Consider the following 17,705-nt stretch of genomic DNA (forward strand, 5'->3'; position numbering starts at 1 on the left):
GAGCGCGCCCGTTGGGAGCGCCCCCCGGAGGATCCATGCCCACTGCCCAAGGCCCCTGCCCCATGGACCCCGGCCAGATGGAGACCACCCTCCAGCGCCTGGCCTCCGATCTGCTGGCCCGGGTAAAACCCGAGGAAGAATTGGTTCTGCTGGGCATCCGCTCCCGGGGCCTGCCCCTGGCCGAGCGCCTGGCCACCCTGCTCCGGGCCAGCACCGGCGCCCCGGTGCCAGTCGGCGCCCTGGACATCACCCTTTATCGGGATGACCTCACGGAGATGGTGGGCAGCCCCATCGTCCGCCCCACGGAAATTCCCTTCACCCTGACCGGGCGCACGGTTGTCCTGGTCGACGATGTGCTTTATACAGGCCGGACGGTCCGGGCCGCCCTGGATGCCCTGCTGGACCACGGACGGCCCCGGCGGGTCATGCTTCTGGTCATGGCGGACCGCAGCGGCCGGGAACTCCCCATCCAGGCGGATCTGGTCGGCGTCCGGGTGGAAATCCCCCCAGGGCACCGCGTCGCAGTGCGCGTGAAAGAAATCGACGGCGCGGACGGCGTCACCGTGGAGGCCTGCTGATGACTTCCGAGCGCTACATCTTCCCGCATAAGCACCTGTTGGGCATCGAGCCCCTCAGCCCCCGGGACATCACCGCCCTGCTGGACCAGGCCCTGGCCTTTGAAGAAGTCTGCGAGCGCCCCAGCATCAAGATCGTGCCGGCCCTGCGCAAGAAGCTCGTGGTGAACCTCTTCTTCGAGAACAGCACCCGCACCCGCAACAGCTTCGAGATTGCCGAGAAGCGGCTCTCCGCGGAAATCATCAACTTCGATGCGGACACCAGCAGCCTCAGCAAAGGCGAGACCCTCGTCGACACGGCCATGAACCTGGAGGCCATGCACCCCGACCTCATCGTCATGCGCCACAGCGCCCCGGGGGCTCACGCTTTGCTGGCCCGGCACATGAAGGCCAGCATCGTCAACGCCGGCGACGGCGCCCACGAGCACCCCACCCAGGCCCTGCTGGACGCCTACACCCTCCGCAAGCACTTCGGAAAGCTGGACGGCCTCCGGGTCGCCATCGTGGGCGATATCCGCAACAGCCGCGTGGTGCGCTCCAACCTCTGGCTGCTCACCAAGATGGGCGCCAAGGTCACCCTGGTCGGCCCACCCACCCTGGTGCCCCAGGAGATGAAGGCCACCTGGACCAGCATCGAGATCAGCCACGACTTCGACGCCGTCATCCCCCAGCAGGACGCCATCATGATGCTGCGCGCCCAGTTCGAGCGCGGCACCGGGGCTTTCATTCCCGGACAGGGCGAATACAGCCGCTTCTTCCAGTTGAACCCCGCGCGCATGAAGCAGGCGAAGAAGGACGTGGTGGTGCTGCATCCCGGCCCCATCAACCGCGGCCTGGAGATCACCAGTGATGTGGTCGATGGCCCCAACAACCTCATCCTCGACCAGGTGACCAACGGGGTGCCCGTGCGCATGGCCGTCCTCTACCTGCTGTCCAACCCCCATGGCGAGCAGGTGCCGTGAGCGCACCCGTCGAAGTCCTGTCCCGTCTGCTCTGGCTCAGAGACACCGCCGCCCTTCCGGACAAGGCCCTGGCCGATCAGCTGGGCCTGGAGCCCACAGCCCTGGCGGCCCTGGTGCGTTCCCATCCCGAGCGCTTCCACGAATCCCTGGTCTTCCCCCTCACAGCCGAAGAACGCCAGAAGATTCCCGATGCCCCCGTGCTGGCCTTCACGGAGGCTGGTGCCGCCCTGCTCACGGGCCTGCTGCCGGAGAAGGAGCCCGTCCTGCTGGGCCTTCTGCCCGCTTTCGCCGAGGCGCGGCACGTGCTCACCTCCCAGGCCGAGCTCTCCGCCCGGCTCGCAGCCCTGGAACAGAAGCTGGAGCTGGTCATCCAGGCACTCCAGGGCGAAGCCGAAGAGGGCGCCCACCCCGAACACCGCATCGGCTTCGTGGTCGAAGATCTCCCCAAGGGCCTGAAGGCCAAACAGCGCAACGATAGAAAGGGATGAAGCACCCATGATCCAAGGCCCCGTCACCCTCCTCATCCTCGATGGCTTCGGCGATGGGCCGCGCAATCCCTTCGACGCCACCTTCGTGGCGAAGATGCCCCGGTTCAATGAGCTGCGCCGCACCTTCGCCACCACCCAACTGCTCACCAGCGGCGAGGCCGTGGGCCTTCCCGACGGCCAGTTCGGCAATTCCGAAGTGGGCCATATGAACCTGGGCGCAGGCCGCGTGGTGTGGCAGGAGCTCACCCGCATCGATGCCGCCATCCGCAAGGGCACCTTCCGCGAGAACCCCGCGATGGCCAAGCTCATGGCCGACCTCAAGGCCACCGGGAAGCGCCTGCACCTGCTGGGACTGGTGAGCGACGGCGGCGTGCACAGCCACCAGAACCACCTGGTGGCCCTGGCCCAGTGGGCCCAGGCCGAGGGCGTGGCCACCACCATCCACGCCATTACCGATGGCCGCGACACCGGCCAGAAGAGCGCCGACGGCTTCCTCCAATGGCTCTGCTTCCAGCTGCGGGCCTGCCCCCTCATCACCCTCGGCTCCGTCTGCGGCCGCTACACGGCCATGGACCGGGACAAGCGCTGGGAGCGCACCGAACAGGCCTGGAAGCTCTATGTGGATGGGGACGCGCCCCAGTCGGCGCCGGATGCGCTGGCCGCCATTGCCTCCGCCTATGATCGAGGCGAAACCGACGAGTTCGTGGCCCCCACCAAACTGCCCGGGTTCCAGCCCTTCACCGATGGCGACGGTGTGCTGTTCTTCAACTTCCGCGCGGACCGCGCCCGGCAGCTCTGCCACGCCCTGGTGCATCCGGCCTTCATTGGCTTCACTCCGAAAAAACGTCCCAAGGTGAACCTCGTGACGTTCACCGCCTACGATGCGGAGCTCGAGCCCTACCTCTCCGTGGCCTACCCACCCCAGAGCCTCGACCTCATCCTTGGCGAGCTCATCAGCGCCCAGGGCTGGAAGCAGTTCCGTACGGCCGAGACGGAGAAATACGCCCACGTCACCTACTTCTTCAACGGTGGCCGGGAAGTGCCCTTCGACCACGAAGAGCGGCGCCTGGTGCCCTCCCCCAAGGTGGCCACCTACGACCTGCAGCCCGAGATGAGCCTCGCGGATGTGAGCCGGGGGCTGGAAGCCGCCATCCGCACGGGCGACTACCGCCTGCTGGTCTGCAACCTGGCCAACCCCGACATGATCGGCCACACGGGCGATCTCGCGGCGGCCATCACCGCCTGCGAGGCCGTGGATGCCGCCGTAGGACGCATCGCCGATGCCACCCTGGCCATGGGCGGCGCGCTGTTCATCACCGCCGACCACGGCAACTGCGAGTGCATGCGGGACGAGGGCGGCCAGCCCCATACGGCCCACACCCTCAATCCCGTGCCCGCCGTGCTGGTGGCGAAAGGATTAGAGGCCCGCCAGCTCCGAACGGGCGGCGCCCTCAGCGATGTGGCGCCCACCCTGCTGCAGCTGTTCGGCCTGCCCCAGCCCGAGGTCATGGACGGCAAAAGCCTTATTTGTGACTGACAAGACTTCAACCTCTCCACGGCTGAACCGATAGGGAGCCAGCATCTCTCTCTGGCGTCCCTCATCTGGAGTCTCAATGCCCTTGCCTTCCCCTGGAGCGCCCAGACCGGGCCGAGCCATGGCCCGGAGGCTCACCTGGGGTGTGGCGATCTTCAACCTGCTCATCGTGGCGCTCGGAGCCGGAACCCTCATCTGGAGCCGGAGCCAGTACCTTGACCGCGCCGAGACCGCCACCCACAACCTGGCCCAGGTGCTGGAACAGAACATGCTGGGCATGGTCAACCAGATCGACCTGGTCCAACTCGCTGTCAAAGATCACGTGGAAGGTCGGCAGCCGACGCTGCCCGATCAGGAGGTCCAGGCTCTCCTGCAGACTCAGGTCTCGCGAGCCCGCATTCTCCATGCCCTGCGCGTCGCCGATGCCACGGGGCTCATTAAGCAAGGGACTCAGATTCCCGAACACCAGTCCCTGACCGTGGACGACCGGGACTACTTCCAGCACCTCAAGGCCCACCCCGATACAGGCCTCTTCATCTCAAGGCCCATTCAGGGCCGCATCAGCGGCATGTGGGTGGTGATCTTCGCCCGCAGGCTGAACCAGCGGAACGGCCAGTTCGCAGGCGTGGTCTACGGCACCATCACCATCGACCGGCTGGTGAGTTCCCTTTCGGAATTGGACGTGGGTCCCCACGGTTCCGTTTCACTGCGAGGCAGCAACCTCGAATTGCTGGCGCGGTTCCCCAAGCTCCCAAACGCAGAACGCTACATCGGTGACGCCAAGGTCGAAGGCGAGTATCTGAGGGCCGTGCAGTCCGGCCGCCACATCAGCCACTTCACGGTCCCTTCGGTGATCGATGGGCAACCTCGCACCTACACCTTGCGGCGCCTCTCGAACCCCACCTTCTTCATCCTGGTTGGTCTGGCCCAGGAGGATTATCTGCAGGCCTGGCGGCGAGAAGCCTACCTCTCAGGCACCGCAGTACTGGGCATCCTCATTCTTTCCTTTGTCATTGCCCGAATGGCGCGCAGCGCCTGGAACCGCCAGCTGGCTTCCCAGGCCGAGCGCGATCAGCTCATCGAGGATCTGACCCTGGCCCTGGCCGAAGTCAAACACCTCAAGGGCATGCTGCCCATCTGCGGCCAGTGCAAAAAAATACGGGACAGCCAGGGCCGCTGGATCGACCTGGAGTCCTACATCTCTGATCACAGCGACGCCACGTTCAGTCACGGCGTCTGCCCGGATTGTGTGAAGGATCTGCGTGAGGAGATGCGGGCCCGCCGGGTGGAACGTGATCAGGATCCGGATCCGGGCTAAGGCCGACGCAAGAACGCCCGCAGGGCGCCGCTATCCGCCTTGATCGACAGCCCCTCCCGGCTGGCCTTCTGCGCCAACGCCCGATGAGATGCCGCATCGGCGCCGCCCTGGGCCGCCTTCAGGCTTTCCGCTTTGGCCAGAATGAGGAAGAAGCGGTGGTCGCGTGGGTTGGAGGCCAGCCCCTCCTGTACCGCCAGGCGGCAGCCAGTCCGTGAAAGGCGTGAAGCTGGGGTTCCGGGTGGACCTGGAATACAAGGTGACAAACCACCTGGCAGCCGTGGCCACCTTCCAGGCCGTTGAATTGGGGGTAGACGCCCCGGGCACCGGCAGCCTGAACCCCAGCTGGTTCCAGGCCGGCGCCCGCTGGCGGTTCTGAGGCTCAGCCCCGTTCACCGGGAAGGCTGACGCCCTTCGCGCCTGCTACGCTTTGACACGCGATCCACGCCCCGCCCTGCCCGGCTTTTCCCGCGCGGCGAGGCGGGGCCGCGCGGAGCACCCAGGCATGAAGATCGCTTTCATCGGCACCCATGGCGTCGGAAAGACCACCCTTTGCTATGAGCTGGCCGCGGCCCTCAAGCGCGAGGGCGTGCATGTGGACATCGTCAAGGAAGTCGCCCGCCTCTCCCCGCTGCCCATCAATCAGAAGACGTCCCTGGAGGCGCAGACCTGGATCTTCTTCACGCAGATGGCGGAAGAGATCCGCTCCGGCAGCCAGCACGATGTCCTCGTCTGCGACCGCAGCGTGCTGGACAACTACGCCTACATGATGCTGGCCTTTGGCCGCCAACTGCCCATCGAGCGGTTCATGCACCACTGGATGAAGAGCTACGACCTGCTCTTCAAGGTGCCCTTCAGCGGCCAATTGGCGGCGGATGGCGTGCGGGACACCGACACCTTCTTCGCCGAGGCGGTGGATCAGCTGGTGGACAAGCTGCTCGCCGAGCGCAGCATCCCCCACGAGCGGCTGGAACCTGGCGTCCGTCCCTCGTGGATCGAGCGGGTGAAGCAGGTGGCGCTGCACCACCCCAAGGGGCAGAAGCGGTTGCTCTGAGCCGCGGATAGACGCCGCCGCCATCGTTTGTGACCCATATCTCCTCAATACTGCTGGAGAGCCTCCTACCCCAGGTAGATCATGGAATCGATGGAGGCTTTCATGGCTCAGGATCTGACCCAGCTGGTGCGCGGCGGCAGCTTCATGTTCCACCCCGCGGGTTCACTGCCGCAGTTCATCGCCGAGGAGAACAGCGAAGACGCCCTGGCCATCGCTGAAGCCGCCCGCGATTTCGTGAATGGCGAGGTGCTCCCCCGCGACGAAGCCATCGACAAGCTCGACCTGGAACTCACCCGCGAGCTGCTGGCCAAGGTCGGTGACCTCGGCTTCCTGGGCATGGAAATCCCCGAAGCCTATGGTGGCCTGGACCTCGACAAGAAGACCGCCCTGCTGGTACTGGAAGAAATGGCCAAGCAGGCCAGTTTCTCCACCAGCTACACCGCGCATACCAGCATCGGCACCATGCCCATCGTCTACTTCGGCAACCCTGAGCAGAAGGCGAAGTACCTGCCCAAGCTGGCCACTGGAGAGTGGTGCGCGGCCTACGCCCTGACCGAAGCGGGCAGCGGCTCCGACGCCCTGGGCGCCAAGGCCACTGCCGTGCTGCAGGATGGCCACTGGGTGCTGAACGGCACCAAGGCCTGGATCACCAACGCCGGCTTCGCCGATGTCTTCGTGATCTTCGCCAAGATCAACGGCAGCCACCTCAGCGCCTTCATCGTCGAGAAGACCGACCCCGGCATCAGCACCGGCGCTGAAGAGAAGAAGATGGGCATCAAGGGCAGCTCCACCCGCACCGTCATCCTGGAGAACTGCCGCATTCCCGAAGACCGCCTCCTGGGCGGCAAGGGCAAGGGCGCTCGCATCGCGCTCGGCATCCTCAACGTGGGCCGCTTCAAGCTTGGCGCCAGCTCCGTGGGCGCGGGCAAGCGCGTGCTGGACTACACCCTGAAATATGCCGGGGAGCGTACCCAGTTCGGCAAGCCACTGACCGCCTTCGGCCTCATCCAGCAGAAGCTCGCCAACATGGCCATGCGCATTTTTGTGGGCGAGAGCATGAGCTTCCGCACCATCGGCTACCTGGACGAAGCCCTGGCCCAGACCAGTTGGGAAAGCGAAACCGGCGGCGCCGACAAGATGAAGGCCATCGACGAGTACGCCGTGGAAGCCTCCATGTCCAAGGTGTGGGGCAGCGAGGCCCTGTTTGCCACCGCAGACGACGCCGTGCAGACCTTCGGCGGCGCGGGTTTCAGCGCCGAGTACCCGGCCGAAAAGATCTACCGGGATTGCCGCATCAACCGCATTTTTGAAGGCACCAACGAGATCAACCGCATGCTCGTGGCGGGCACCTTCCTGAAGCGCTGCGGTGGCACCGACGGCTTGCCCCTGGCTGAAAGCGTCGGTGGCTCTCAGGAACTGCCCCAGGATGAGCTGCTCCGCACGGTGGCCCTGGCCAAAGCGCGCGCCCTGAAAGTGATCGCCCGCGCCCAGGCCGACCACGGGCCGAAAATCCTGGAAAACCAGGAGGCCTCCGCCCATATCAGCAACCTGCTGATCGAGATCTACGCCATGGAATCCGCCGTGGTCCGGGCCCAGAAACTGGCCGCGACCAGCCACCGCTGGGCCAGTCTCGCCCGTGATCTGGCCACGGTGTACGCCCAGGAGGCCTGGAACCGGGTGCAAGCCGAGGCCCGGATGCTGGCCGGCGAACTGGCCGAAGGGGAAGCCCTCGACGCGTTGATGGCCGAGCTTCTGGCCATGCAGGCCCCCGCCCCGGTGCCCATGTCCACCCTGCGCCAGCGCATTGCCCAGGCCCTCGTGGAACAGGGCGGCTACCCGCTTTCCACAGGAAAGTGACGCCTCTCAGAACTCATGTTGCCGGGCACGATTGACCGATACATTTTGGGTGGAGACCCCGCCCATGACCATCCGCCCTCAGCCAACGCAGAACGAGAAGGTTCTGCGTGAAGATGATTTCATCGTTTCCAAGACCGACCTGAAGGGCTTGATCACCTACGGGAATCGCATATTCATTGAGGTATCGGGCTACTCCGAACAGGAGCTGCTGGGGGCCCCCCACAGCATCCTGCGGCATCCGGACATGCCCCGCGCCGTCTTCAAGTTGCTCTGGGACACCATCCAGGCCAAACGCGAGATCTGCGCCTACGTGAAGAACCTCGCCAAGGACGGCAGTTTTTACTGGGTGTTTGCCAACATTACGCCCTCCTTCGACCGCCACGGCAACCTCATCGGCTACTACTCCGTGCGACGGAAACCCCGGGCCGAGGCCGTCCAGACCATGAGCGGCCTCTACCGGGCCATGCTGGATGCAGAGCGCCGGGCGGGTGATGGCCAGGCTGGCATGAAGGCCTCCACCGCGCTCCTCCATCAGACCCTCGCGCAGAAGGACATGAGCTATGAAGAATTTGTCTTTGGGCTCTAGGGTCCAGTACCTGGTCGGAACCACCTTCGCGCTGGTGCTGATCTTCGGTGTCATGGCCGCCGGCAAGGGACCGATGCCGACGGCGGGTTGGGTGGTCTTCGGCCTGGCGACCCTGCTGCTGGGCCTGACCCTCTACACCGTCCATCGCATCCTGAAGGCCATCGCCAACCTCACCGTGAACCTGAAGGCCGCCGCTGGGGGCGATCTCGACCAGCGCATCACCCGCATCAAGAAAGGCGGCGCCACGGAGGAGTTGTCCTGGGCCCTCAATGATGTCCTGGACCAGCAGGAGGCCTACTTCCGCGAAGTCTTCTCCGCCTTCGACCACGCCAGCCAGGGCAAGACCTTCCGGCTCGCCATGGATCAGGGCCTTCACGGCGCCTTCAAGGACGCCATGACCCGGGTGAACGTGTCCGTGGAAAGCCTGGGCAAGGTGCAGCAAATGGCCATCAAGGAGAAGCTCATCGCCCGCATCACGAACCTCAACTCCGGCAACCTCATCGGGAACCTGAAGTCCATCCAGGAATACCTGATGAACATGACGCAGGAGCTGAGCATTGTGGGCCAGATCTCCAAGGAGACCGCGCAGGAGGCTGAAGACAGCCGTGCCACCATCGAAAGCCTGGTGACCAACCTCAACCGCGTGGCCGAGATGATCGCCCAGACCAACGCCCAGACCACCCTGCTCCACCAGAAGGGCGAGGAGATCAACCAGATCGTCCAGGTGATCACGGATGTCGCTGACCGCACCAACCTGCTGGCCCTGAACGCCGCCATCGAGGCGGCCCACGCCGGGGAGATCGGCAAGGGCTTCGCCGTGGTGGCCGAAGAGGTACGCACCCTTTCTGAGAACACCAAGGACGCGGCAGCCTCCATCGCGGCCACCATCGAATCCTTCGGCGAGGCCACCAGCCGCATGATTCGCGATTCAGAGCAGGTAAAGGAGATTGCCGAAGGCAGCCGGAGCGCTGTCACGGCCTTCCGGTCCCAAGTGCTGAAATTCGCCGACTCCGCCAAGACCTCCCTCACTCAGGTCAGCAAGGCCCAGGATTTCAGCTTCGCCTCCCTCGTCAAGGTGGATCACTTCCTCTACAAGCAGAATGGCTACCGCGTGCTGCACCAGGGCGCCAATTCACCCGAGGCCCGCGCCATCCAGACCACCCACCGGACCTGCCGCCTGGGCACCTGGTACTACGAGGGCCAGGGCGCCGAGATGTTCTATCGCACCCCTTCCTTCAGCCGTCTGGAATCACCCCACGCCAACGTGCACCAGAGTGTGCAAGAGGCCGTCAACCTGCTCACAACCCATTGGGACCGGGATGAGGCCATCCAGGAACAGATCTTCGACCACTTCGAAGCCGCAGAGCGGGCCAGTGAAGAGGTGGTTCAGGTCATCGACCGCATGGTCGATGAACGCCACCGGATGATCTGATACCAGCCCACCTTCCGTCAAAAAGGATCCACCACGGAGGCACGGAGCACGGAGGCCTCCGTGACTCTGTGGTGGATCTCTATCATTGACGGCGGAGGGGTATCACCGCTTCACCGCCATGTGCAGGGCGGCGATGCCCCCCGTGAGGTTCGTCCAGCGGACCTCGCGGAAGCCCGCCCCTTCCAGCTCCGTGGCCAGGGCCCGCTGGTGGGGGAAGGTCCGGATGCTTTCCGGCAGGTAGGTGTAGGCCGAGGCGTCGCCGCTGATCCAGGCGCCGATCTTCGGAAGCACCCGCAGGCTGTACCAGTCGTAGAGGGCCTTCAGGCCAGGCACCACCGGCGTGCTGAACTCCAGGATGGTGAGTCGGCCCCCGGGCCGCAGCACCCGCAGGAATTCCGCATAAGCCCGCGCCCGGTTCTCCACGTTGCGGATGCCGTAGCAGATCGTGATGCCGTCGAAGCTGGCATCCCGGAAAGGCAGGCACTGGGCATCGGCATCGCTGGAAGCCCAGATCAGCTTGGCGAACCCCTTCCGTGCGAACTTGGCCGGCCCCAAACGCAGCATGGCGTGGGTGAAATCGGTGCTGACCACCTCGGCGCCCCGCCGGGCCAGGGCCAGGCTGGAATCCCCCGTGCCCGCCGCCACATCCAGAAAGCGTTTGCCGGGCCCGGCGCCGCTGGCCCGCGCCATGCGCCACCACCACCAGAAATCCACGCCACCGGACAGGACATGGTTCAGAACGTCGTACTTCCCGGCGATGGCCGAAAACATCTGCTGCACTTGCCTGCCTTCCGGCATCCAACCTCCACGGGAACTTCCATTGAACCAGAGGAGGCCGCCTACCCGAAGTATCCAGGCCGTTGACCGGAGGTAGAGGCTAGCCAAGGGGCAGCGGGCCTTGCATCGTGAACCCAACCCCAATTCGGAGGATCGAGATGAACACCACGGCTGCAGAAGCGGTCAAGGGAGGCAGTTTCCTGCTGACCCCCATCGGGGCCCTGCCCCAGTTCACCCCGGAGGAATTCGGCGACGAGGCCAAGGAATTCGCCCGGGCCGCCAAGGACTTCATCCAGGGCGAAGTGCTGCCCCAGGATGAGGCCATCGACAAGCTGGACCTGCCTCTGACGGTGGCGCTCATGAAGAAGGCGGGCGAGCTGGGCCTGCTGGGCCTGGAGATTCCCGAAGCCTACGAGGGCATGGACGTCGACAAGCGCACCGCCATGCTTGTGCTCGAGGAGATGAGCAAGCAGGGCAGCTTCGCCGTCACCTACAGCGCCAACACGGGCATCGGCACGTTGCCCATCGTCTACTTCGGCACCGAAGCCCAGAAGCGCACCTACCTGCCCAAGCTGGCCACGGGCGAGTGGCTGGCGGCCTACGCACTGACCGAGGCTGGCAGCGGTTCTGATGCCCTCGGAGCGAAGGCCACGGCCGTCCTCGATGGCGACCACTGGGTGCTGAACGGCACCAAGATGTGGATCACCAACGCGGGCTTCGCCGATGTCTTCGTGATCTTCGCGAAGATCGACGGCCAGCACTTCAGCGCCTTCATCGTCGAAAGGACCGATCCCGGCATCAGCACCGGCGCCGAAGAGAAGAAGCTGGGCATCAAGGGCAGCTCCACCCGCACTGTCATCCTCGAAAACTGCCGCATCCCCAAGGACCGGCTGCTGGGCGAGATCGGCAAGGGCCACAAGATCGCCTTCGGCATCCTCAACATCGGCCGCTTCAAGCTGGGGCTGGGCAGCCAGGGCGGCATGAAGCGCATCCTCGAGTACGCCATCCGCTACACCACCGAGCGGCAGCAGTTCGGCAAAGCCATCAACAGCTTCGGCATGATCCAGCAGAAGCTGGCGGACATGGCCACCAAGATCTTCGTGCTCGAGTCGCTGAATTTCCGCACCATCGGCTACCTCGACGAGGCTCTGCACGCCACCAGCTGGGACAGCCCCACCGCCGGTGCCGACAAGATGGCCGCCATCGACGAATACGCCATCGAGTGCAGCATCTCCAAGGTCTGGGGCAGCGAGGCCCTCTTCTTCGTGGCCGACGAGGCCGTGCAGGCCTATGGCGGCTACGGTTTCAGCGCCGAATACCCCCCCGAGAAGGCCCTGCGGGACTGCCGCATCAATCGCATCTTCGAGGGCACCAACGAGATCAACCGCCTCCTCATCGCGGGCACCCTGCTGAAGCGCGCCATGAAGGGCGAGCTGCCCCTCATGCAGTTCGGCCAGCAGGTGGCCAAGGAGATCTCCAACCCGCCCAAGGCCGACGGCTTCACCGGCCCCCTGGCGCGCCTCAAGCACGGCGTGGAGCTGAGCAAGCGCCAGTGCATGCTGGCGGCGGGACTGGCGGTGCAGGTGCTGGGCCAGAAGCTGGTGGACAACCAGGAGGTCATGGCCCGCATGAGCGACATGCTCATGGAGATCTACGCCATGGAGAGCGCCGTGGTCCGGGCCGAGCGCATGGTGGAATCCGGCCACCGCTGGGCCCAGATCGCCCGGGACATGACCGAGCTCTTTGTCAACGAGAGCTGGCACAAGGTTCACGGCAACGCCCGCATGCTCTGCGCCGATGTGGTCGAAGGCGAGGCCCTGCGCCACGCCCTGGCCGGAGTGAAGGCCTTCGCGGAGTTCCACCCCACCAGCAGCGCCCGCCTGCGGGGCCGCATCGCCAGCGAGCTCATCCAGAAAGGGATCTACCCCATCGAAGTGTTCTGAACCAGGCACCACAGCATCCCTTCAAAGAGAAAGGCCCCGATGATCGGGGCCTTCTCATTCCTGTCGCGGTGATTCCTTCAGCGCCTGAACTCGTGGCTGAACACGGACTTCTTTTCTTCCCTGGGTTTTTCGCGCGCAGGTTCGGGCCTGGGGGCGGGACGGCTCTCCCGGGCCGGTTCCGGCCTGGATTCGGGCCGGGGCGCGGGGCGGCTTTCGCGGGCCGGTTCGGAACGCGGAGGGTCGGGGCGGCGTTCTTCACGAGGGGCCCGGAAATTGAATTCCGGGGCACGCTCGCGGGGGGCGGGTTCGGGGCGCGGCGCTTCCGTCGGACGGGGCCGGTCCTCCATGCGTTCCCGGGCAGGAGGCGTGTCCGGGCGCCGATCCTGCATCCGGGGGCGGTCCTCCGGGCGCTGGATGGGCGGCGCGCCTTCCGGACGGCGCTCGGGCAGAGCCCTGGAGCGGTCGTCGGGCCTCTGAACAGGCTGCGGCGTTTCCAGGCGGCGATCATCCGGGCGGCGCACCTCGGGCTGACGGTCCCGGCCCGTCGGCGCGTCGGGCCGTCGGGACTCAATGGGACGCACCTCCTGGCCCCGGGGCGCCTCGACTCGCCCGCGTCGATCCTCGAAGGGGATGCGCTGGGAGCCAGGATTGGCCGCTCCGCCGGGGACGATCCGGCTGGGGCTCAGATCGCGCTGGATCACTCGTCCTGTGCTCATCTGGGCCTGCCGTTCATAGGCCTGCATGCGATCCCGGTTCACATCCCGCCGGAACACGGTTTCCATCTGGCTGGGATTGCGGAATTCCGCATGGGAAACCATGAGGGGGCTGCGCTGCCAGGGGGTGCCCAGGTCACGGCTGCCGCTGCGCCAGGTGGTGCCGCCGTTGCCGCCGCCGAAGGTGCGCAGGACGGTCGCATCCGAATAGATGTGTCGGTTCACGTTGATGATGTTGATGTTCGTCACGGCCACCACGTTCCAGGCATAGCCGCCGCCCCAGGCCCCATAGCCCCAGTGGCAGGGCGTGTTGTAGTAGCCCAGGGGCGCCCAGCCGTAGTATCCGGGCGTGTGATGCCAGGCCACCCAGGCGGGACTGTAGTAGACGCCGGGGATCCAGCACCAGCCGATGCCCACACTCCAGTGCCAGCGGCCGTGGTGGTAGGCCACATAGGCCCAGGGCTCGTCGGAAACCCAGGTCATGCCGCCGGAATAGGGGGCCCAGCGGCCCTGGTAATAGGGGCGCCAATCCTCGGCCACCCCGTTGGGCTGCCACACCCAGCCAAACTCATCGGAATGGACCCAGCGTCCATGGTTGTCCAGTTCGTCGGCGTAGTAGCGGATTTCGGCGGGCACGCGGTCCCAGCTCTCGCCCCGCTGCACGATGACAGCGCGGTCGCTCCAGCGGTCGAAGTCGTCGCCGTCGTAGGTGTTGAAGCTGCGCACGCGGTCGAGCCCATCCTGCGGGCTGTAGACCGTCAGCCGCTCTCCGGCGGTGATGCGCGCCTCGTCGCGCTCATTGCTGAAGGTTACGCGGCCGCTGTGAACCTTCAGGCGCACCACTTTGTCGCGTTCAGCCTCGATGGTGAAACCGCCCTTGTCAAAGCAGGTGGCCGTGCCGGAAGGCGTGTCCACCCGGAAGCGGGCATCCGACTGGCCGCCCAGCAACACCCGGAGACGGCCGCTGTCGAGGCGGAGCAGCACCTGTTTCTCGCCCTTCTTGTCCGTGAACAAAGCCGCCACCGTGAACCGGGTGGCACCGGCGAAGGCCACGCGCGTGCCATCCCCCAGTTGCAGAACGCCACGGCCGCGGCTTTCCACGACATCGCCTTCGGCGATGGGCGTCCCGCGCGTCAGGGTTTCATCCAGATCCCCCTTGCGGATGTGAACCTCGCCTTCCAGGGCCCGCACCATGGCGTAGCGTTCAGGCGCCTCGCCCTGGTAGGACTCGTCGGCGTCCGGGGCATCGGCGGGGGGCGCCTGCGGGCCCGCCATCAGAACGGCTGCGGGTACCAGCAGGGCGGCCAGTCGGGAGTGGGTCAAGGTCGAGATCATGGGCCCTCCGTGGATGTGGATGCCGTGTCCCAGGGGATCGGTTCCTGAAGGGGAGACAGCCAGGGTCGTGCCAACTCGGACTTTACCCGGATCACCCCTGGGGGAAGGGCGCCAGTGCCGTACCGGCCTTGCTGGGATCTCGCCGGATGCCCAGGGGCGCCAGCCTCGGCAGCAGCGCGATCCAGGGAATGGACCACTGCGCTGGAGAGCCCCGGTCCACGGTACCGGCCACCACTTCCAGGCGGTCAGGAAGGAAGCGAAGCCGCAGGTCCCGCCCTGCGGGCAAGGGCAGGTGCACGATTTCCGCTGTGGCGGGATGCACCACGGAAAGAAAGCCCTCCCCATCCTCGAGCACCCAGAGGAGGCCCCTCAGAAAGGGGCGGAAGTCCTCCGCCGCCCACTGGAGCCCTCCCAGCCCTTGGCTGAGCGGAGAATCCACGGGGAAGCCCCAGTTTCCAGTCGGCACGGGCAAGGGGATGCCGCCATCCCTCCAGGCCCGGAGGGGGCGCCCAGGCAACCCCGTTTTCAAGCGGATGATGCCTCGGACATCCCGAAGGGTCAGGGTACCGTCCCCGCTGAGCCTGGCCTCAAGAGGTCCATTGGATCGCTGCACCGCCACGGGCGCATCCGCCTGAGGCCGGTCGCCACTTTGCCATTCCAAAGGCGGCAGTCCCTCCCAGGCGAGGCGCGGGCGCCCCTGGGCCGAAAGGGTGGGCGCCAGCAGCGCCGTGCTCAGGAGGAGGGTGCCCAGCCGCACAGGGCCTCCAGATTCTGGGTGGTGAGTTGCGCCAGCTTGGCGGATGGAATGCCGCGAAGCCCGGCCACGGCTTCGGCGGTGAAGCGCACGAAGCCAGGCTCATTGGTCTTTCCCCGATAGGGCACCGGCGCCAGGAAGGGGGCGTCTGTTTCCACGAGGATGCGATCGGCGGGGGCCCAGGCGGCCACGTCGCGGATGGCGGCCGCGTTCTTGAAAGTGGTGATGCCGGAGAAACTCAGATAGAACCCCAGATCCAGGGCCCGCGCTGCAAAGGCCCGGTCCTCGCTGAAACAGTGGATCATGCCGCGGACGCCATCGGCCCCCTCCTCTTCCAGCACCTGGAGTGTCGCTTCCGGGGCGGACCGGGTGTGGATCATAAGCGGCTTGCCCACAGCTTTGGCCAGACGGATCTGCGCCCGGAAGACCTCCTCCTGGATCTCTCTCGGGCTCAGGTCGTAATGCCAGTCGAGGCCAGTCTCCCCCACGAAACGCACGGCGGGGTCCCGCAGCAGGGCTTCGAGGGCCTCCCCCGTTTCCGGAGTCCAGCTTTTCGCGTCGTGCGGGTGCACCCCAAGGCTGGCCTGGACACCGGGGATCCGGTGCGCCATGGCCAGCACGGTCCGGGAATCGTCGAGATCCGTTCCCACCGCGATGAACCCGCTGACCCCCTCCGCCTTCGCCCGTACCAGGGTGGCCTCCACCTGGTCAGGGGCCAGGTAGGAACCGGTGAGGTGGCAGTGGGCGTCCACGAGCATGGCCCCATGGTCCCACGAACCCTCACGACCTTTGAAATCGCCTGTCAGAACGCCTTCGCCAAGAGGCCGTCCCTGTGACCTCGGGCACGAACCCCCGCGGATGGAGGGGAATCCCCTTCATTCTGAATGGGATCGGAGCGTTCTGTGCCCCCCCCCTTCACCCCTCCACCCCCAAACCACCGGCCCCGCATGCTGAGGGTGCGGGATGGACTGCGGGATGGATTGGGCGGCGACGTGACCTACCTAAGGGTGTCGCTCACACGCCAGAGCAACCTGGCCCGCATCCGGGGCCACGTCGAAGGCGCTGAAGCCTCCCCCATCAAACCCATGAACCGGAACGAGACGGTGCACCTGGTCAAGGTGTTCACCAGCCTTGGCGTCCGCAAAGTCCGTCTCACCGGCGGCGAGCCCCTGCTGCGCCGGGATCTGGAAACCATCGTGGCGGGCATCAGCCCGGAAGTCGAAGGGCGCGTCCACCTCACCACCAATGGCACCCTCCTGCCCCGCCGAGCCCGCGCCCTGGCGGATGCGGGGCTGCTGGGCGTAAACCTCAACCTGGATGCGGCGGACCGGGCCGCCTACAAGCGGATTACGGGCAAGGATGCCCTCGGCAAGGCGCTGGCGGGCCTGGATGCCGCGCGGAACGCTGGGCTCCAGGTGAAACTGAACGCCACGGTGGTGCGCGGGTGGAACGAGGATCAGATCCTCCCCTTGGTCCATCTCGCCCAGCGGGAAGGCCTCGACCTCCGCTTCATCGAGTGCATGCCCCGCCGGGGCGAAACCTGGGAACTGGATCGGTTCGTGGCCGCCGCGGAAATCCTGAGGATCATCCGCGAGGGCTTGGACATCGATCTCATCGAAGAAACGGCCCGCCACGCCGAGGATGGCCCCGCCCGGGTGTACCGCCTCTCCGGCCCCAACGTCATGGCCAGCGGCAAGGTGGGCATCATCTCCGCACAGCATTCCAATGCCTGCGACCGTTGCAACCGTGTGCGGCTCACCAGCCGCGGCGAGCTCAAGATCTGCCGCTTCGGGCAGCCGCAGGTGGATCTCCTGAAGCCCCTCCGCCAGCAGGCTCCCCAGGAGGTGCTCGTGCGGCTCATCCGCCAGGGCCTCTACGCCAAGCGCCCCTGCCACCCGCTGCAGCGGGACGGAAAACTGGAAGTGGTCCAGGGGCTGTGGCAGCTCGGAGGCTGATCCGCCGCTGAGCGCCCTCAGCCCAGCTGCTTCCGCACCAGCCGCGCCACAGGCACCCCGCCCTTCAGATGGCTTTCCACGATCTCGGGCACATCCTCGGGCCTGACATGGGCGTACCACACGCCATCGGGGTACACGAGCACCGCAGGCCCGATGGCGCAGAAACCCACCGATCCGCAGGTGATGCACTGGATCGCGCCCTCGCGGTTGCCCTTGAAGAAGAGCAGCTGTTCTTCCGTCAGCCGGGCCTTGAAGGCCTCCAGCACGGCTTCGGAGCCATTGGCCGCGCAGCTCTTGGCGGTGCAGACCAGCACCTGCCGTTGCAGGGGATGGCGGATGATGGGAGACAGGGAAGCGTCCTCGTCCGGCGCGGGAAGCGGGCGGTGCTCATCCATGGCGTCCTCCAGGGAACCCACCCTATCAGA

Annotated in this window: 17 protein-coding genes; 12 read left to right on the plus strand and 5 right to left on the minus strand. The window is 66.0% G+C overall.

Features of this window, described 5'->3' with window-relative positions; genetic code table 11:
- Window positions 1-35: 35 nt before the first annotated feature.
- From pyrR to Q9293_RS13550, 10 genes are all read left to right on the plus strand, one after another.
- Window positions 36-578: a bifunctional pyr operon transcriptional regulator/uracil phosphoribosyltransferase PyrR gene (gene pyrR, locus Q9293_RS13505; RefSeq protein WP_306247361.1), complete on the plus strand. Its 543-nt coding sequence runs from the start codon at window positions 36-38 to the stop codon at window positions 576-578.
- A complete protein-coding gene (locus Q9293_RS13510) occupies window positions 578-1,537 on the plus strand; it encodes an aspartate carbamoyltransferase catalytic subunit (protein ID WP_306247363.1) in 960 nt (319 codons plus the stop codon). The genes pyrR and Q9293_RS13510 overlap by 1 nt, the downstream gene beginning before the upstream one ends.
- Window positions 1,534-2,025 carry a hypothetical protein gene (locus Q9293_RS13515; RefSeq protein ID WP_306247365.1) on the plus strand — a complete coding sequence of 164 codons (492 nt, stop codon included), beginning with the start codon at window positions 1,534-1,536 and terminating at the stop codon, window positions 2,023-2,025. The genes Q9293_RS13510 and Q9293_RS13515 overlap by 4 nt, the downstream gene beginning before the upstream one ends.
- A gap of 7 nt (window positions 2,026-2,032) precedes the next feature.
- The gene (gene gpmI, locus Q9293_RS13520) at window positions 2,033-3,562 is read left to right on the plus strand and encodes a 2,3-bisphosphoglycerate-independent phosphoglycerate mutase (RefSeq protein WP_306247367.1); all 1,530 of its coding nucleotides are present in this window, start codon (window positions 2,033-2,035) and stop codon (window positions 3,560-3,562) included.
- A gap of 76 nt (window positions 3,563-3,638) precedes the next feature.
- Complete coding sequence (locus Q9293_RS13525) at window positions 3,639-4,877, plus strand: hypothetical protein (protein WP_306247369.1); 1,239 nt, start codon at window positions 3,639-3,641, stop codon at window positions 4,875-4,877.
- Window positions 4,878-5,040: 163 nt separating this feature from the next.
- The gene (locus Q9293_RS13530) at window positions 5,041-5,253 is read left to right on the plus strand and encodes a hypothetical protein (RefSeq protein WP_306247371.1); all 213 of its coding nucleotides are present in this window, start codon (window positions 5,041-5,043) and stop codon (window positions 5,251-5,253) included.
- Between the two features lie 126 nt (window positions 5,254-5,379).
- Window positions 5,380-5,928 carry an ATP-binding protein gene (locus Q9293_RS13535; protein ID WP_306247373.1) on the plus strand — a complete coding sequence of 183 codons (549 nt, stop codon included), beginning with the start codon at window positions 5,380-5,382 and terminating at the stop codon, window positions 5,926-5,928.
- A gap of 102 nt (window positions 5,929-6,030) precedes the next feature.
- Window positions 6,031-7,785 carry an acyl-CoA dehydrogenase family protein gene (locus Q9293_RS13540; protein WP_306247375.1) on the plus strand — a complete coding sequence of 585 codons (1,755 nt, stop codon included), beginning with the start codon at window positions 6,031-6,033 and terminating at the stop codon, window positions 7,783-7,785.
- Between the two features lie 64 nt (window positions 7,786-7,849).
- Complete coding sequence (locus Q9293_RS13545; protein WP_306247377.1) at window positions 7,850-8,371, plus strand: PAS domain-containing protein; 522 nt, start codon at window positions 7,850-7,852, stop codon at window positions 8,369-8,371.
- Window positions 8,346-9,803, plus strand: a complete 1,458-nt coding sequence (locus Q9293_RS13550) for a methyl-accepting chemotaxis protein (protein ID WP_306247378.1) — start codon at window positions 8,346-8,348, stop codon at window positions 9,801-9,803. Before Q9293_RS13545 ends, Q9293_RS13550 begins: the two co-directional genes overlap by 26 nt.
- Before the next feature lie 102 nt (window positions 9,804-9,905).
- Here Q9293_RS13550 and Q9293_RS13555 read toward each other — a convergent pair whose 3' ends face one another.
- Complete coding sequence (locus Q9293_RS13555) at window positions 9,906-10,601, minus strand: class I SAM-dependent methyltransferase (protein ID WP_306247380.1); 696 nt, start codon at window positions 10,599-10,601, stop codon at window positions 9,906-9,908.
- Window positions 10,602-10,738: 137 nt separating this feature from the next.
- Between Q9293_RS13555 and Q9293_RS13560 the strand changes: the two genes are divergently transcribed.
- Window positions 10,739-12,523, plus strand: coding sequence for an acyl-CoA dehydrogenase family protein (locus Q9293_RS13560; protein ID WP_306247382.1), 1,785 nt, complete (start codon window positions 10,739-10,741; stop codon window positions 12,521-12,523).
- A 77-nt stretch (window positions 12,524-12,600) separates the two neighbouring features.
- On the opposite strand, the gene Q9293_RS13565 is transcribed toward Q9293_RS13560, so the two are convergent.
- The 3 genes from Q9293_RS13565 to Q9293_RS13575 form a co-directional block, all read right to left on the minus strand.
- Window positions 12,601-14,571 carry a DUF6600 domain-containing protein gene (locus Q9293_RS13565; protein WP_306247384.1) on the minus strand — a complete coding sequence of 657 codons (1,971 nt, stop codon included), beginning with the start codon at window positions 14,569-14,571 and terminating at the stop codon, window positions 12,601-12,603.
- A 91-nt stretch (window positions 14,572-14,662) separates the two neighbouring features.
- Window positions 14,663-15,328 carry a hypothetical protein gene (locus Q9293_RS13570; RefSeq protein ID WP_306247386.1) on the minus strand — a complete coding sequence of 222 codons (666 nt, stop codon included), beginning with the start codon at window positions 15,326-15,328 and terminating at the stop codon, window positions 14,663-14,665.
- Window positions 15,304-16,083 carry a TatD family hydrolase gene (locus Q9293_RS13575; RefSeq protein ID WP_306247388.1) on the minus strand — a complete coding sequence of 260 codons (780 nt, stop codon included), beginning with the start codon at window positions 16,081-16,083 and terminating at the stop codon, window positions 15,304-15,306. The genes Q9293_RS13570 and Q9293_RS13575 overlap by 25 nt, the downstream gene beginning before the upstream one ends.
- A gap of 144 nt (window positions 16,084-16,227) precedes the next feature.
- On the opposite strand from Q9293_RS13575, the gene Q9293_RS13580 reads away from it, so the two are divergent.
- Entirely contained in the window at window positions 16,228-17,280 is a 1,053-nt protein-coding gene (locus Q9293_RS13580) for a GTP 3',8-cyclase MoaA (RefSeq protein ID WP_306247390.1), read from the plus strand.
- Between the two features lie 17 nt (window positions 17,281-17,297).
- Here Q9293_RS13580 and Q9293_RS13585 read toward each other — a convergent pair whose 3' ends face one another.
- Window positions 17,298-17,675, minus strand: a complete 378-nt coding sequence (locus tag Q9293_RS13585; protein WP_306247392.1) for a ferredoxin — start codon at window positions 17,673-17,675, stop codon at window positions 17,298-17,300.
- Between the last annotated feature and the right edge of the window lie 30 nt (window positions 17,676-17,705).

Origin of the sequence: Geothrix sp. PMB-07 (assembly GCF_030758935.1) — a bacterium.
GTDB lineage: Bacteria > Acidobacteriota > Holophagae > Holophagales > Holophagaceae > Geothrix.